Below are 15,739 nucleotides of genomic sequence, written 5' to 3' on the forward strand. Positions count from 1 at the left end.
ATGAAGATCGAAAGCTATGCGCAGGGACGCTGGTTCGCCGGTGAAGGCGGCGACACGGTCCGCAACGCGATCACCGGCGAGCCGGTGGCGACGATATCGAGCAAGGGGCTCGACTTCGCCGGCATGCTCGAATACGGCCGCACGGTCGGCGGCCCGGCATTGCGCCGGCTGACCTTTCACGAGCGTGCGCTCAAGCTCAAGGCGCTGGCGCAGTACCTCATGGAGCGCAAAGAGGATTACTACGCGCTGTCGCATGCGACCGGCGCGACGCGTACCGACTCGTGGGTCGATATCGAGGGCGGCATCGGCACCTTGTTCGCGTTTTCAAGCAAGGGTCGCCGCGAGCTGCCGAACGCCTGCTTCGTGATCGACGGGGTGCCGGAAGGCCTGTCGCGCAAGGGCAGTTTCGTCGGCCAACACATCCGTGTGCCGCTGGAAGGCGTTGCGGTGCACATCAACGCGTACAACTTCCCGTGCTGGGGCATGCTCGAAAAGCTGTCCGCGAATCTGCTCGCGGGCATGCCGGCGATCGTCAAGCCGGCCAGCCAGACGGCCTATCTGACCGAGCGCATGTTCCGCGACATGATCGCCTCCGGCATCTTCCCGGACGGAGCGCTGCAGCTGATCTGCGGCAGCACCGGCGATCTGCTCGATCACCTGCAGTGTCAGGACGTCGTCACCTTCACCGGCTCGGCCGGGACCGGACGCAAGCTCAAGCAGCATCCGGCGGTGGTGCGCAATTCGGTGCGCTTCACGATGGAAGCGGACTCGCTGAATTTCTCGATGCTCGGCCCGGACGCGACGCCGGACACGCCGGAGTTCGATCTGTTCGTCAAGGAAGTCGTGCGCGAGATGACGACCAAGGCCGGCCAGAAGTGCACGGCGATCCGTCGCGCCTTTGTGCCGCGCGCGCAACTCGACGCCGTGACCGAGGCGCTGAAGCAGCGTTTGGCCAAGGTCGTGGTCGGCGACCCGGCCGTCGAAGGCGTGACGATGGGCGCGCTCGCCAGCATCGGCCAGCGCGACGAGGTGCTGAGCCGCGTGCAGGAGCTGCAGCAGGCGGCGACGCTGGTCTGCGGCGATCCGGCGCAGTTCACCGTCACCGGTGCCGATGCGCAGGCCGGTGCCTTCCTGCCGCCGCTGCTGCTGCGCTGCGATCAACCGCATGCGCACGCGGTGGTGCATGAAGTCGAGGCCTTCGGGCCGGTGTCGACGCTGATGCCGTACGACTCGGTCGATGATGCGATCGCGCTGGCGCGCCGCGGTGAGGGCAGCCTGGTGGGCTCGGTGTTCACCTACGACAACGGCTTCGCGCGGGCCATGGTGCTCGGTGTGGCCTGCTTCCACGGCCGTCTGCTGCTGGCCAACCGGGATTGCGCCAAGGAATCGACCGGACACGGTTCGCCGATGCCGGGGCTGGTGCACGGCGGTCCGGGTCGCGCCGGCGGCGGCGAAGAGCTCGGCGGCATGCGCAGCGTCATGCACTATCTGCAGCGCACCGCACTGCAGGGCTCGCCGCAGATGCTGGCGGCGGTCACCGACCGCTGGATCGCCGGTGGTGATCGCCAGCCGGGCGTGCACCCGTTCCGCAAGAACCTCGAAGAATTGCAGCTCGGCGACTGCGTGATGTCCGACGAGCGTGAAGTGACACTGGCCGACATCGAGCACTTCGCGAATTTCACCGGCGATACCTTCTACGCGCACATGGACGAGGAGGCCGCCAAGGTCAACCCGTTCTTTGGCGGTCGTGTCGCGCATGGCTATTTCATCGTCTCCATCGCCGCCGGCCTGTTCGTCGAACCGAACCCGGGGCCGGTGCTCGCCAACTACGGCGTCGACAACCTGCGCTTCATGACGCCGGTGTTTCCGGGTGACCGGCTCAAGGTCGTACTGACCTGCAAGCAGAAGAATCCGCGCATCACCGAAAACTACGGCGAAGTGCGCTGGGACGCGGTGGTGACGAATCAGGACGACAAGCTGGTCGCCCAGTACGACGTGCTGACCATGGTCGAGAAAGCCGGCGCGGCGCAAAAGGCGCAGCTCGGAGCGGCGGCGTGAGCTTCGACACCATCGACTTCACGATCGACGCCGGCATTGCGCGCCTGACCCTGAATCGGCCGGACAAGCTCAACAGCTTCACGGTCGCGATGCACCGCGAGATTCAGCAGGCATTGGCGCAGCTGCAGGCCGACGCGTCGGTCCGCGTGTTGCTGTTGACCGGTGCCGGACGTGCGTTCTGTGCGGGGCAGGATCTCGGCGATCGTGCGGTGTCGCCGGGTGGCGCCGCGGTCGATCTTGGCGAGTCCGTCGAGCGCTACTACGCGCCGCTGGTGCGCGCGCTGCGGGCCCTGCCGCTGCCGGTGGTCTGCGCCGTCAACGGTGTCGCCGCCGGTGCCGGTGCCAATCTGGCGCTGGCCTGCGATCTGGTGATCGCGCGGCGCTCGGCGAGCTTTCTGCAGCCGTTCTGCAAGCTGGGCCTGCTGCCGGATACCGGCGGCACGTATTTCCTGCCGCGCCTGGTCGGTACCGCGCGCGCCATGGGGCTGGCAATGCTCGGCGACAAGCTCGGCGCACAACAGGCTGCCGACTGGGGCCTGATCTGGAAGTGCGTCGACGACGAGGCGTTCGACGCCGAGATCGAAGCCTTGCTTGCGCATCTGGCGCAGGCGCCGACGCTGGGTCTGGCACGGACCAAGCAGGCGATCCACGCCAGCGCGGCGAACACGCTCGATGCGCAGCTCGATCACGAGCGCGACGGTATGCGCGAACTTGGCTTCAGCGCCGACTATCGCGAGGGCGTCGATGCGTTTCTCGCCAAGCGCGCGCCGCAGTTCAAAGGGCGCTGAGATGCTGGCGACGCAGATCGATGTGGCGGTGGTCGGAGCCGGCGCGATGGGCGCCGGCATCGCGCAGGTCGTCGCCGGCGCCGGCCATCGCGTCCGTCTGTTCGATGCGCGTGACGGCGCCGCGCAGGCTGCTGTCGACGGTATCGCCGCCGGTCTGCACAAGCGCGTCGCGCGGCAGAAGCTGACCGCCGCGCAGGCCGAGGCCATCGTGGTGCGTCTGAGCGCAGTCGATACGCTCGACGCGCTGGCCGGCTGCGGGCTGGCGATCGAGGCCATCGTCGAACAGCTGGACGCCAAGCGCAGCCTGTTCGCGGCGCTCGAAACGCAGCTCGGCGACGCCGCGATCCTGGCGACCAATACGTCGTCGATTTCGGTGACGGCGATCGGTGCCGCGCTGCAGCGTCCGGAGCGCCTGGTGGGCCTGCATTTCTTCAATCCGGCGCCGGTGATGCCGCTGGTCGAAGTGATACGCGGCGCGGCCACCGACGCGACGATCGCACAGTCGCTCTACGAGACCGCCAGCGCCTGGGGCAAGACACCGGTGCACGCGCGATCGACGCCGGGGTTCATCGTCAACCGCGTCGCGCGACCGTTTTATGCCGAGGGTTTGCGCCTGCTGCAGGAGGGTGCGGCCGATTGCGCGACGATCGACGCGGTAATGCGCGAGGCTGGCGGATTCCGCATGGGGCCGTTCGAACTGATGGACCTGATCGGTCACGACGTGAACTATGCCGTGACCTGCTCGGTGTTCGACGCCTATTACGGCGACCCGCGGTTCACGCCGTCGCTGTTGCAGAAGGACCTGGTCGACGCCGGGTTTCTCGGCCGCAAGCGGGACCGCGGCTTCTACGACTATCGTGATGGCGCGGCACCGGTCATGGCCGCCACTGCCGAACCGGCTGCCGAACCGGCGGCGATCCGCGTGTTCGGCGACGGTGTGCATGCGCTGGCGCTGAGCGCGCGCCTGCGTGCTGCCGGCGTGCGCTTTACGCATGCCCCATCGAGCGACGATGGACGTTATGCCGAGGCCGGCGAGGCCGCGCTGTTCGTCACCGACGGCCGCAGTGCAACGGCGCGTGCTGCGGCGCTGCAGCTGCCGAATCTGATCGTTGTCGACGCCATGCTCGACGCCGCCAGCGCGACGCGCGTGGCGATGGCGGCTGCCGATCAGGCAGCGCCTGCGGCGGTTCGCGCCGCGACCGGCCTGCTGCAGCTCGCCGGTTATGCGGTGTCGCGACTCGACGATGTGCCGGGTCTGGCGGTCGCGCGTACGGTCGCGATGCTCGCCAACGAAGCGGCCGATGCCGTCAATCAGGGCGTCTGCAGCGTTGCCGATGCGGACCTGGCGATGCGCAAGGGCGTGAACTATCCGCGCGGGCCACTGGCCTGGGCGGACGCACTCGGCATCGACACGGTGCTGACGTTGCTCGATCACCTGGCCGCCATCTATGGCGAGGATCGCTATCGCGCGTCGCCACGCCTGCGGCGCATGGCCGCTTCCGGCAGCCGCTTCTTCGGCGCGCCGGCACCGGCTGCGCAGGTGTGCGCATGAGCGACATCGAATCGCCGACGCTGGCACAACGCGTGGTCCGGCGCATGCTCGAGGGTGACACCGCCACGGCCATGCTCGGCATGGAAGTGGAGTCGGTCGCCAGTGGTCGCGCCGTGGTCGCGATGACGGTGCGCGGCGACATGCTCAACGGCCACGCCAGCTGCCACGGCGGGCTGATTTTCTCGCTCGCCGACAGCGCGTTCGCGTTTGCCTGCAACAGCGGCAATCAGCGCACGGTGGCGGCCGGTTGCCAGATCGATTTCGTCAAGGCAACCCGGCTCGGCGATCGGTTGCGCGCCGAAGCGGTCGAACGCAATGCCGGTTCGCGACTCGGCGTTTACGACATCACGGTCAGCAATCAGCACGGCGAACTGGTCGCGCTGTTTCGCGGCAAGTCCTGCCGCATCGGTGGCCATGTCATCGACCCTGACGAACCTGCGGCCTGAGCCGCGACGAATGCATCGGCGTCGCAGTGGCGGCGTCTTCATGGAGGAGTGTTATGACGGTACGAATTCCCAGCGCCGCGGACCTTGATCCGATCGAGTGCGCCAGCCGCGATGAACTGCAGGCCTTGCAGCTGCAGCGCCTGCAGCAGACCCTGCGCCATGCATACGAGAACGTGCCGCATTACCGCAACAGCTTCGATACGGCAGGCGTGCATCCGGACGATTGCCGTCAGTTGTCGGATCTGGCGCGCTTTCCATTCACCAAGAAGCAGGATCTGCGCGACAACTATCCGTTCGGCCTGTTTGCCGTGCCGCGCGAAAAGGTGGCGCGCATTCATGCGTCGAGCGGCACGACCGGCAAGCCGACCGTGGTGGGCTATACGGCGCGCGACATCGACACCTGGGCCGATCTTGTCGCGCGCAGCATCCGCGCGGCCGGTGGGCGTGCCGGCGACATCATTCACATCGCCTACGGCTACGGCCTTTTCACCGGCGGCCTCGGTGCGCACTACGGTGCCGAGCGCGCCGGCTGCACGGTCATTCCGATGTCGGGCGGTCAGACCGAAAAGCAGGTCCAGCTGATTCGCGACTTCCAACCGGACATCATCATGGTCACGCCGTCGTACATGCTCAATATCGTCGACGAATTCGTGCGCCAGGGGCTGGACCCGGCCGCCTCGTCGTTGAAGGTGGGCATCTTCGGCGCCGAGCCGTGGACCAATGCGATGCGCCGCGACATCGAACAGCGCGCCGGTATCGATGCCGTCGATATTTACGGCCTGTCCGAAGTGATGGGGCCCGGCGTCGCCAGTGAGTGCGTCGAGAGCAAGGACGGTCCGGTGATCTGGGAGGATCATTTCTACCCGGAAATCATCGATCCGATCACCGGCGAGGTGCTGCCGGACGGTAGCGAAGGCGAACTGGTGTTCACGTCGCTGAGCAAGGAGGCGCTGCCGATCATCCGCTATCGCACCCGCGACTTGACGCGCCTGCTGCCGCCGACTTCGCGATCGATGCGGCGCATGGACAAGATCACCGGTCGCTCCGACGACATGCTGATCATTCGCGGTGTCAACATGTTCCCGACGCAGATCGAAGAGCTGATTCTCAAGTTCCCGGAGCTGTCGCCGCATTATCTGATCGAGGTCACACGGCAGGGCAATCTCGATCACGTCGCGGTGACCATCGAACTGAAGGATGAGGCGACGTATCTCGGCGCCGATGCTCGCGAGCAACTGGCCAGGCGTCTGCAGCAGCAGGTCAAGACGCATGTCGGCATTACGCTCAAGGCCTTGCTTGTCGAGCCGCGCGTGATCGAGCGACCGACCGGCAAGGCGCGCCATGTCATCGATCACCGACCGCGCATCGAGCGCGTCGACACGCTGACGAGCGCCGCATGAACGACGCTTATCTCTGCGATGCGATTCGCACGCCGTTCGGGCGCTACGGTGGCGTGCTGTCGTCGATCCGTGCCGACGATCTGGCGGCGGTGCCGATCAAGGCGCTGATGGCGCGTCATGCGGACGTCGACTGGGCACAACTCGAAGACGTGATCTATGGCTGCGCCAACCAGGCCGGCGAGGACAATCGCAACGTCGCCCGCATGGCGGTGCTGCTGGCAGGGCTGCCGGTCGAGGTGGCGGCGACCACGGTCAATCGCCTCTGCGGCTCCAGTCTCGACGCGCTGGCGATGGCCGCGCGCGCGATCCGAGCCGGCGAGGGCGATCTGCTGATGGCCGGCGGCGTCGAGAGCATGTCGCGCGCGCCGTTCGTGATGGGCAAGGCCGACAGCGCGTTTTCGCGCGCGGCGAAGATCGAGGACACCACCATCGGCTGGCGCTTCGTCAATCCGGCGATCAAGGCGCAGTACGGCATCGACTCGATGCCGGAGACCGCCGAGAACGTCGCCGCCGAGTTCAAGGTGATGCGCGCTGACCAGGATGCGTTCGCGCTGCGTAGCCAGCAACGCTGCGCAGCGGCAGTCGCGCGCGGATTCTTCGAATCGCAGCTGACGCCGGTTACGGTCCCGCAGAAAAAGGGTGATCCGCTGGTGGTGAGTGCCGACGAGCCGCCCCGGCCGGGGACCACACTCGAAGCGCTGGCGCGGCTCAAGGGTGTGGTGCGCGCCGACGGCAGCGTCACCGCCGGCAATGCGTCGCCGGTCAACGACGGCGCCTGCGCGGTCCTGCTCGCATCCGAGTCGGGTATGCGCGCCCACGGTCTGAAGCCGCGGGCGCGAGTGGTCGCCGCAGCGGTGGCGGGCGTTGCGCCGCGCATCATGGGCTTTGCCCCGGCGCCGGCCACTCGCCGGGTGCTGGCGCGTGCCGGCCTGAGCCTGGCGCAGATGGATGTCATCGAACTCAACGAGGCCTTCGCGGCGCAAGGCCTGGCGGTGACCCGCGATCTGGGGCTCGACGACGACGATCCACGCGTCAATCCGAATGGCGGGGCGATCGCGATCGGTCACCCGCTGGGTGCGTCCGGTGCCCGGCTGGCGACGACCGCGTTGCATCAGCTTGAAGCCATTGGCGGACGTTATGCGCTGTGCACGATGTGCATCGGCGTGGGCCAGGGTATTGCCGTCATCATCGAGCGCGTCTGAGGACGCGCCGCTTACCTCTCTCATCGGCGGAGTCCGATCATGCTCAAGGTCCTCTCCCACGTCCGCGCCAAGCCGGAATCGGCGGCCACGCTGCGCGAGCTGTTTCGCGCATCGCTGCCGGCCACCCGCGCCGAGCCAGGCTGTATCCGCTATGTGATGCTGGAGCATCGCCGCGATCCGGCACTGCTGGCGTTCGTCGAGGAATGGGCCGACGACGCGGCGTTCAAGCAGCACTTCACGACGCCGCATATGATCGCGCTGGCGGCGCAGCTCGACACGTTGGTGGCCGAGCCGCCGCAGATGCACAAGTATGAGGAAATCGATCCGGTCTAGGCCGGCGACAGCAGCACCGTCCGGAACGGACGGTGACGACAGACCGGAATACCGGCAGACGTGGAGGATGTGACATGCAGACATTCGCGGTGGCGTCGGTGGCACCTGCCGGCCGGCTCGAGCGCTGGAACGAGCAGCTTTCGGCGTTGTTCAGCAATCTGACCGCCGAGCCCGAGGAGCCGACCGATTTCGACGGTCGGCTCGCCTGGGGGCGTGTCGAGTCGGTGATGTGCGCAACCGCCTGGGCGCGCTCCTGTCGTATGCATCATGGCGCCGAATCGATCGCCGACGGCAGCCTGTTGATCAAGTTCCAACGCAGCGGTCGCGCGCATGTGTCGTATCGCGGACAGCAGTCGCTGCTCGATCCGGGCGATCTGGTCATTTTCGATACCGAGCGGCCGCACGAGCTGCAACTGCTCGGTGATGCGGAAATGCTGGCGGTGACATTGCCGCGCGCCGTGCTAGGCGAGCGTATGCGCGATCTCGATCGCGTCGCCGGCCAGCGTCTGCCGGGTAGCGACCCCGCCGTGCAGCTATGTGCGCGCTACGCGGAAAGTCTCTGGCATCTGTGTGGCAGTCGCAGCGGTGGCGAGGTATCGATCGGCGCTGCGAGCGTGCTCTCGGGGCTGCTCGAATTCTGTGTGCCAGATCCTCAGGCGCACGGAGCCGGGCGTATCGGCTGGGAGGCACTGCAGGCGTACCTGCAGGAGCGCCTGTTCGATGCGGAGCTGTCGATTGCGCGCATTTCGGCCGAGCTCGGCGTCAGCGCCCGCTGGCTGCAGAAGCTCTTCGCGCAAAAGGGCACGACACCGGCGCGCTTCATTCTCGAGGCGAGGCTGACTGAAGCGGGCCGGCGTCTGGCGGATTCGACGTACCGCGAGCAGTCGATCACCGTGATTGCCTACGATCTGGGCTTCGGCGATCTGACCTATTTCGGCCGTGCGTTCCAGGCGCGCTACGGCATGACGGCATCGGAATTCCGGCGGCGACAGTCGCTCAATTGAGTGAATCGACGCGGACGCGAATGTAGTTCGCACCAAGCCGAGTGATACACGCTGTCGTTGCGCATGCTCTGTCTACCGATAACGATAAATTCGGAGAGAGAGATGCAGGATTCACATATTCGTCGTGCAGCGCTGTCGATCGCGGTTGCTGTACTTTTGACTGCGCTCGGTGCATGCAAATCGGCTCAAGCCCCGGAGCCGGCGAAGTCCGCGGCAGCAGCATCGACGCCGGCCGACACCGGCGAGCGCATCGTTCATGCCGACGCTGAGCCGGGCAACTGGCTGAGCTATGGTCGCGACTATCAGGAGCAGCGCAACAGCCCGCTGACCCAGATCAATACCGGCAATGTGTCGCAGCTCGGCTTGGCCTGGTCCTACGATCTGGATACGCACCGCGGCCAGGAGGCGACGCCACTGGTCGTCGACGGGGTGATGTACACGACCAGTGCCTGGTCGAAGGTGCAGGCCTTCGATGCCGTCAGCGGCAAGCTGCTCTGGCAGTTCGACCCCAAGGTGCCGGGCGCGACGGCCGCCAAGGCCTGTTGCGACGTCGTCAACCGTGGCGTTGCGTACTGGGACGGCAAGGTCTTCGTCGGCACGCTGGACGGGCGTTTGATCGGTATCGACGCCGAGACCGGCCAGCAGCTGTGGTCGGTGGTGACGGTCGATCAGTCCAAGGACTACACCATCACCGGCGCACCGCGCGTCATCAAGGGTCGCGTCATCATCGGCAACGGCGGCGCCGAGTTCGGCGTGCGCGGTTACATCACCGCCTACGACGCCGACACCGGCAAGCTGGCGTGGCGCTTCTACACCGTGCCGGGCAAGCCAGGCGAGAAAGACGGTGCGGCGTCCGACGACATCCTTGCCAAGGTCACCGATACCTGGAATGGCGAGTGGTGGAAGAACGGCGGCGGTGGCGGCACGGTCTGGGACTCGATGTCGTACGACCCCGAACTCGACCTGCTCTACATCGGCGTCGGTAACGGCTCCTACTGGCGGCGCACGCTGCGCAGCCCGGGCGGCGGCGACAATCTGTTCGTGGCATCGATCGTCGCGATCAAGCCGGAGACCGGCGAGTACGTCTGGCATTACCAGGAAACGCCGGGCGACGAGTGGGATTACACGGCGACCAACCACATGGTGTTGGCCGATCTGACGATCGATGGGCAGCCGCGCAAAGTGCTGATGCAGGCGCCGAAGAACGGGTTCTTCTATGTGCTCGACCGCACTAACGGCAAGCTGATTTCGGCCAAGCCCTACGTGACGGTCAACTGGGCGTCGGGCATCGATCTGAAGACCGGCAAGCCGAACTTCAATCCGGACGCCGACTATGCCAAGACCGGCAAGACCTGGCTGGCGATGCCGGGCGCGCTCGGCGCGCACGACTGGATGCCGATGGCCTACAACCCCGGCACCGGCTATGTCTACATTCCGATGTTCGAGCTTGGCTTTCCGTATCTGACCGACCGTAACTTCGAGCCGAAGAAGAAGGGTGTCAATCTCGGCGTCGATCTCAGCGCGCTGAACCTGCCGGATGATCCCAAGGTCAAGGCGGCGGTGAAGAAGACGGTCAAGGGTTATCTGATCGCCTGGGATCCGAAGACGCAGAAGGAAGTGTGGCGTGCGCCGAACCCGGTGGCGTGGAACGGCGGTGTGTTGTCGACGTCGGGCGGTCTGGTGTTCCAGGGCGATGGCGGCGGTCACTTCAATGCCTACGACGCCAAGACCGGCAAGAAGCTGTGGTCGTATGACGTGCAGACCGGCGTCGTCGCGCCGCCGATCGCTTGGTCGAAGGACGGCAAGGAGTACATCACGCTGGTTGCGGGTTGGGGCGGCGCGTTTCCGCTGCTGACCGGCGAGCTGTCGTGGGGCGAGAACGGTCCGATTCCGAATCGCAGCCGCGTGCTGACGTTCGCGCTCGGCGCCAAGGGTTCGTTGCCGCCGCCGCCGGAAGCCGTCAAGCGCGTGTTGCAGTCGCCGAAGCAGTTCGCCGACGCGCAGACCATCGCGACCGGGCAGAAAGCCTACGACCGCACCTGCATTGTCTGTCACGGTGCGGGGGCCATCAGCGGCGGTATCGCGCCCGATCTTCGCTACTCGGCAGCGATCGGCAACAAGGAGTTCTGGGACCAAGTGGTCGTCAACGGCGTGTTCGCGTCGCAAGGCATGGTCAGCTTCAAGGAGAACTTCACGCCGCAGGAGATCGAGGCGATCCGCGCCTACGTGATCGACCGCGCACACGTTGCCACGCAGGCCGAGGACGACAGCGCCGCTGCGCGCTGATCGTCCCGTCTCGCCGCCACACAGGCTTGCATGCAAGCCTCGAACAGGAGAATCACATGGGCTATGACGGTCCGTATCCGGTCGACGCACGCGTCACCGAATTTCTGGCGCTCGACCCGGCGCTGTTCATTGACGGCCTGCGTGTCGCGCCGGGGTCGGCGTCGACTCTGCCGGTCTTCGATCCGTCGAGCGGCGCGCAGATCGCCGTAGCGGTCGACGCTTCGGCCGCCGACGTCGATCGTGCGGTGCGTTCGGCGCATGCGGCGTTCGCCGACGGTCGCTGGCGTCAGCTGCGGCCGGCGGATCGTGAGCGCGTGCTGTTGCGCTTCGCCGATCTGGTTACCGAGCGCGGCGAAGCGTTCGCGCAGCTGGAGACGCTGGAGCAGGGCAAGTCGATCAATATCTCGCGCATGTTCGAGGTCGGCGCGTCGTCGGAATGGATGCGCTATGTCGCCGGTCTGACGACCAAGATCGGCGGGCGCACCTTCGACACCTCATTGCCCGGTGGTCCGCAGCACTGGACGACGTACACGCGCCGTGAACCGGTCGGCGTGGTCGCCGGTATCGCGCCGTGGAATTTCCCGATGATGATCGCGCTGTGGAAGGTCATGCCGGCGCTGGCCGCTGGCTGCAGCGTGGTGTTGAAGCCGTCCGAAGTCACGCCGCTGACGGCGCTGATGCTGGCGCAGACCGCGATCGATGCCGGCCTGCCGCCGGGTGTCTTCAATGTCGTGACCGGTTCTGGCGCCGGCTGCGGCGCAGCGCTGACCGAGCACCCGCTGATCGCGAAAATCACGTTCACGGGCTCGACGCCGACCGGCAAGGCGATCGGCCGTACCGCGGCCGGCAACATGACGCGCTTCACACTGGAACTCGGCGGCAAGAATCCGGCGATCATCCTGCGTGATGCCGACCTGGACGCCGTCATTCCGGGGCTGCTCGCCGGCGCGTTTCTCAATGGCGGTCAGGTCTGCGCGGCTGCATCACGTGTCTATGTCGAAGCGCCACTGTATGACGCATTGGTCAGTCAGCTTGAAGCGGCGATCGGCGCCATGAGCGTCGGCGCCGGCCTCGATCCGAACGCGCAGGTCAATCCGCTGGTGTCGAAGGCGCAGCAGATGAAGGTACAGGCTTATCTCGAAGATGCGCGCGCGCAGGGGGGCGATCTGCTGGTCGGCGCCAAGGTGCCGGACGCCGGCTACTTCGTGTCGCCGACGCTGGTGCTCAACCCCGCAGAGAACCTGAAGCTGACGCGCGAGGAAGTGTTCGGGCCGGTGCTCGGCGTGACCCGTGTCGACAGTGCCGAGCAGGGTCTGGCGCTGGCCAACGACAGCAACATGGGACTCGGCGCCAGCCTGTGGACGCGTGACCTGAAGTCAGCGATGGACCTGACGCCGCGCATCGAAGCCGGCACGGTCTGGGTCAACAGTCACGTGTTCATCGACCCCAACATGCCGTTCGGTGGCTACAAGCAATCGGGCATCGGCCGCGATTTCGGCGTCGACTGGCTCGATGCGTACACGGAGCTCAAATCGGTCTGCATCAGCCATTGACCGTCGCGGGCGCCGGAGGGCGGCGCTCCGCGTTTCATCAATCGAAGAGGAGAGTGAAATGCGTTTGATCAAACGTGTTGTGGGCGCCGCTCTGGCGCCGGTTCTGATGAGTGTGGCGGCACCGGCGCTGGCCGTCGATGTCGATCCGGGTGATTACACCGCGTTGCCGGCCGGCACCAACCTGGGCCTGGTCTATCTGCAGCAGGTTCACCGCGACGAGCTGTCGACGCCGGCCGGCACCATCGACGACGCGCGTCTCGATTCGAGCGTGATGCTGGCGCGCTATGTTCATTTCACCAAGATCGGTCCGTTCACCGTCGATCCACAGGTGATCGTGCCGTTCGGCAAGCTCTACAACGGGCAGGTGGCGGGTAGCGACCTCGATGAATCGTCGGGGCTGGGCGACATCGTCACGTTTGCGACGGTTTGGCTCGTCAACAAGCCGGACCCGAAGCACGAGACTTACTTTGGTGTCTCGCCGATCCTGACGATTCCGACCGGTGCCTACGGGCACGACAAATCAGTCAATCTGGGTGGCAACCGTTTCGTTTACACCGCGCAAGCCGGTCTGATTCAGGGGCTCGCGCAAAACCTCAAGGTCGACCTGATCGGCGAACTGACCTGGTACCAGGACAACGACAAATATGGCGCGGCCGAGCAGACGCTGTCGCAGGCGCATTCGGGCGAGTTCCAAGCCTGGCTGCGTTACGGCTTGCCGGATGGCAAGACCACAGTATCGGCAGGCTATGCCAATTACTGGGGTGGCAAACAGAAGGTTGACGGTGTCTATAACGGCAGCAAGACCGAGCATCAGCAGGTGCGCCTGGCGATCCAGAGCTTCGTGACGCCGACCGTGCAGCTCGAAGCCATCGTCGGCCGCGATACGGAAGTGCAGGATGGCTTCCGTCAGGATGCGATCGTCCAGCTGCGCGCACTCAAGCTGTTCTGAGTGCTCAAAACCGGTCGGCGCCGCCGATCCCGGTCTCCTCCGGAAGCGTCCGAACGCTTCCCTTCGGCGCCCCGGTGCTCCCCGGGGCGCCGTTCTTTATCGCTCGAATCGATAGCCGACGCCGTAGACCGAGCGTATCCAGTCTTCGCCCCCCACATCAGCGAGCTTGCGCCGCAAGTTCTTGATGTGACTGTCGACGGTACGGTCGGTGACGACCCGGTGGTCGGCGTAGGCGTGGTCCATCAGCTGATCGCGCGAATAGACGTGGCCCGGTCGTGCGGCGAGCGTGCGCAGCAGGCGGAACTCGACGTGCGTGAGGTTGAGATCGAGCCCGTCGACACTGGCGCGCAGCGCTTGGTCGTTGATCGTCAGGCCTGGGCCACTCGGCGACTGCGGCAGATGTTGATGGCGACGCAACACGGCGCGCACGCGGGCGACAACCTCGCGCGGGCTGAACGGTTTGCAGATGTAGTCGTCGGCGCCGACTTCCAGGCCTAGCAGGCGGTCGACTTCTTCGATGCGCGCAGTGACCATGATGATCGGCACGTCGCTGCGCTCGCGTAGCTCACGGCAGATCTCGATGCCGCTGCGATTCGGCAGCATCAGGTCGAGTAACACGAGACTCGCCGGCCGCGCCTCGAATGCCGGGACGGCGCGCGCGCCGTCGTCGATCTGCTCGCAGCTGTAGCCGGCGGCGAGCAGATAGTCGCGCAGCACCGACGACAGACGCGGCTCGTCTTCGACGATCAGGATATGGCCGTTGCTGCTGTCGCTCATGCGACCTCCGGCAGCCGGATGACAATACGCAGGCCGCCGAGCGCCGACGTGTCGGCGCTGATCGTGCCGTCATGCGCCTCGACGATGTTGCGGCAGATCGCCAGACCGAGGCCGCTGCCGCCGCTGGCGCGGTTGCGCGAGCTGTCGGTGCGATAGAAGCGCTCGAAGATGCGAGCTCGCCCGGCGTCGTCGACACCAGGGGCACTGTCATCGATGCTGACCACCAGCTCGTCGCCCTGGCGCTCGGCATAGACGTCGACCGTGCCGCCGCGATCGGTATAGCGCAGCGTGTTTTCGAACAGGTTGGCGAACAGTTGCTGCAAGCGCCGCTCGTCGCCGTTGATGACGAAGCGGCCGGCCGGCAGACGATCGTGCAGCGTCAGGCCGGCATCGGCGAAGCGGCCATGCATCGATGCCAGCATCGAGCGCAGCAGCGTCGCGATGTCGATCGGCTCCTGGCGATAGGCCATGGAGCCGACATCGGTCAGCGACAGATCGTGCAGGTCGTCGACCAGCTTGCTCAACTGCTGGACTTGTCCGAGCAGCGGTGTGATCGAGGCGGTGTCGGGTTTGCGGATGCCGTCGACAATGGCGTCCAGTTCGGCCTGCATGACGGCCAGTGGTGTGCGCAACTCGTGTGAGATGTCGGCCATGAAGTTGCGGCGCGCGCGCTCGTTGTGTTCGAGCGCTTGCGCAAGATGGTTGAAATCACGTGCCAGGCCGCCCAGCTCGTCGTGGCTGTCGGCCTTGACGCGTGCGTCGTAGCGTCCGGCGGCGAGCTGTCGCGTACCGCGGGTCAGCGTCTGCAACCGGTGCCGAGTGATGCGCGCCAGCCACCATGACAGCAGCGCCGCGACCAGCACCGAGAACGTGCCGATGACCCACCAGGTCTTCAGCTGCGTGCGGTAGAAGCGCACATCACCGGCGGCGATCGCCTGCTGGAACGGCAGCATCGCCAGCCAACCGACGGTGTCGCCATTGACGGTGATCGGCCGGATGATCGACTCGCGCGTGACTTGTGGATTGCCGGTGATCCAGGCGTAGTCGCGGTCGAGCAGGCCGAAGCGCGGTACCGCGCCGGTCTGGTCCGACACTGGCGGTCCGAGGTTCGTCCGTCTGCTGTCGGGGCTGGGCCGCATCAGCGCGAACCAGGCGCCGATGTCGCCGCGCAGGAAATTCCAGTTGCCGTGTTGTTGATAGGCCGCCTCCAGTTGCGGCACGACCTCCTGCATGCGTTCGACGCCTTGCTCGTTGAGATAGCCGAGAAAGCCGAGACGAAAGGCGATGCGGCCGGCGATGGCGTTGACGAACAGGACAATCGCACAGGCCGCGAGCACGGCGCAGAACAGCTTGGCGGCGATCCCCAGCTTCATGACCGCGAGCTCCGGCGG

General features: G+C 66.1%; 13 protein-coding genes. 11 read left to right on the top strand and 2 right to left on the bottom strand.

Annotated features, from left to right (window positions below; translation table 11 throughout):
• The 11 genes from paaZ (at position 1) to G7Y82_RS14420 (ending at position 13,571) form a co-directional block, all read left to right on the top strand.
• Positions 1-2,058: a phenylacetic acid degradation bifunctional protein PaaZ gene (paaZ, locus tag G7Y82_RS14370; RefSeq protein ID WP_168148826.1), complete on the top strand. Its 2,058-nt coding sequence runs from the start codon at positions 1-3 to the stop codon at positions 2,056-2,058.
• On the top strand, positions 2,055-2,846 hold the full coding sequence (paaG, locus tag G7Y82_RS14375; protein ID WP_168148827.1) for a 2-(1,2-epoxy-1,2-dihydrophenyl)acetyl-CoA isomerase PaaG: 792 nt from the start codon (positions 2,055-2,057) through the stop codon (positions 2,844-2,846). Before paaZ ends, paaG begins: the two co-directional genes overlap by 4 nt.
• Before the next feature lies 1 nt (position 2,847).
• Complete coding sequence (gene paaH / locus G7Y82_RS14380) at positions 2,848-4,398, top strand: 3-hydroxyacyl-CoA dehydrogenase PaaH (RefSeq protein ID WP_168148828.1); 1,551 nt, start codon at positions 2,848-2,850, stop codon at positions 4,396-4,398.
• Complete coding sequence (paaI, locus tag G7Y82_RS14385) at positions 4,395-4,844, top strand: hydroxyphenylacetyl-CoA thioesterase PaaI (protein WP_168148829.1); 450 nt, start codon at positions 4,395-4,397, stop codon at positions 4,842-4,844. Before paaH ends, paaI begins: the two co-directional genes overlap by 4 nt.
• A 53-nt stretch (positions 4,845-4,897) precedes the next feature.
• Positions 4,898-6,244 (top strand): phenylacetate--CoA ligase PaaK, encoded by a 1,347-nt coding sequence (gene paaK / locus G7Y82_RS14390; protein ID WP_168148830.1) that lies wholly within the window; start codon positions 4,898-4,900, stop codon positions 6,242-6,244.
• Positions 6,241-7,446 (top strand): 3-oxoadipyl-CoA thiolase, encoded by a 1,206-nt coding sequence (pcaF, locus tag G7Y82_RS14395; RefSeq protein ID WP_168148831.1) that lies wholly within the window; start codon positions 6,241-6,243, stop codon positions 7,444-7,446. Before paaK ends, pcaF begins: the two co-directional genes overlap by 4 nt.
• Positions 7,447-7,485: 39 nt before the next feature.
• Positions 7,486-7,779 (top strand): putative quinol monooxygenase, encoded by a 294-nt coding sequence (locus G7Y82_RS14400; RefSeq protein ID WP_168148832.1) that lies wholly within the window; start codon positions 7,486-7,488, stop codon positions 7,777-7,779.
• Positions 7,780-7,853: 74 nt separating this feature from the next.
• On the top strand, positions 7,854-8,783 hold the full coding sequence (locus G7Y82_RS14405; RefSeq protein ID WP_168148833.1) for a helix-turn-helix domain-containing protein: 930 nt from the start codon (positions 7,854-7,856) through the stop codon (positions 8,781-8,783).
• Positions 8,784-8,885: 102 nt separating this feature from the next.
• Positions 8,886-11,069 carry a PQQ-dependent dehydrogenase, methanol/ethanol family gene (locus G7Y82_RS14410; protein ID WP_168148834.1) on the top strand — a complete coding sequence of 728 codons (2,184 nt, stop codon included), beginning with the start codon at positions 8,886-8,888 and terminating at the stop codon, positions 11,067-11,069.
• A 56-nt stretch (positions 11,070-11,125) separates the two neighbouring features.
• Complete coding sequence (locus G7Y82_RS14415; protein ID WP_168148835.1) at positions 11,126-12,622, top strand: aldehyde dehydrogenase family protein; 1,497 nt, start codon at positions 11,126-11,128, stop codon at positions 12,620-12,622.
• A gap of 58 nt (positions 12,623-12,680) precedes the next feature.
• Entirely contained in the window at positions 12,681-13,571 is an 891-nt protein-coding gene (locus G7Y82_RS14420; RefSeq protein ID WP_168148836.1) for a transporter, read from the top strand.
• Positions 13,572-13,667: 96 nt separating this feature from the next.
• Here G7Y82_RS14420 and G7Y82_RS14425 read toward each other — a convergent pair whose 3' ends face one another.
• Both G7Y82_RS14425 and baeS read right to left on the bottom strand, forming a co-directional pair.
• A complete protein-coding gene (locus tag G7Y82_RS14425; protein ID WP_168148837.1) occupies positions 13,668-14,348 on the bottom strand; it encodes a response regulator in 681 nt (226 codons plus the stop codon).
• Positions 14,345-15,721 carry a sensor histidine kinase efflux regulator BaeS gene (gene baeS, locus G7Y82_RS14430; protein WP_168148838.1) on the bottom strand — a complete coding sequence of 459 codons (1,377 nt, stop codon included), beginning with the start codon at positions 15,719-15,721 and terminating at the stop codon, positions 14,345-14,347. The genes G7Y82_RS14425 and baeS overlap by 4 nt, the downstream gene beginning before the upstream one ends.
• Positions 15,722-15,739: the final 18 nt, after the last annotated feature.

It is taken from the genome of Solimonas marina, assembly GCF_012241385.1.
Lineage (GTDB): Bacteria > Pseudomonadota > Gammaproteobacteria > Nevskiales > Nevskiaceae > Solimonas > Solimonas marina.